At 57.8% G+C, this 739-nt stretch carries 1 protein-coding gene; it reads right to left on the bottom strand.

Going from position 1 to position 739, the window contains the following annotated elements:
* On the bottom strand, nt 1–599 hold a 599-nt coding region (ccmI, locus tag J5224_RS32515), incomplete at its 3' end, for a c-type cytochrome biogenesis protein CcmI (protein ID WP_264629060.1).
* Nucleotides 600–739 lie beyond the last annotated feature (140 nt).

Raw genomic sequence — 739 nt, 5'->3', positions numbered from 1 at the left:
GCATAATCCAACGCCAACTCGCTGTTGTGCGGATCGCGTCGATAGGCGTTAGCATAGGCCTGTACCGCCATATCGTAGTTGTTGAGCAAGCTCGAAATCCGTGCCAGCAACCACCAGTCCTGTGCATTATCCGGCTGCGCTTCCAACTGGCTGCGCAGCCCCAGACCAAGACGAGTGACCTCTTCCATGGTCAGCGGCTCCGCTTGCGGGTCGAGTGCACGTTTCAACAGGTCTGGCGTCAATGTCACCACCTGCTGCCACTCTTGCACCCGATTGATCGAGGCGGTGTGCCAAAACACACTCAGGCTTACCGCCGCCAGCAGCACAATGCCCGGCAACAGCACCCAGCGGCTCAGCGGACGTTGCGGCACACCCGCGCTGCCGGGAATGTCCTGCAACAGCGTATGTTGCAGCTCTTCCACCAGTGGCGTGCGCTCGCCTTCATTGGCGATATCCGCGTGTATTTCACGCAGGCGGTCGTGATACAGCGCCTGATTTATCGCGTCGCGCGAGTATTCGCTTGTCGAAGACCAAGGCGCAAACAGCAATGCAGTCAGCCCCACCAACGATAAAATAATGACGGTTGTCAGTAACATCATGGTCGTTTCTCCGTGCGTCCCAACAACGCTTGCAGCCGTTTTTTCTCTTGTTCACTTATCGGTGGCTCAGTGCGCGTGGTGCGACGCGTACGTCGCACAATCATCCAGATGCCGGCAATCAGAAAGAGCGCAGGCAGCAG

The sequence above is a fragment of the Candidatus Symbiopectobacterium sp. NZEC135 genome (assembly GCF_025962695.1).
Note: the sequence above shows the minus strand (reverse complement) of the source record. Positions and strands in the feature narration are given on the sequence as shown.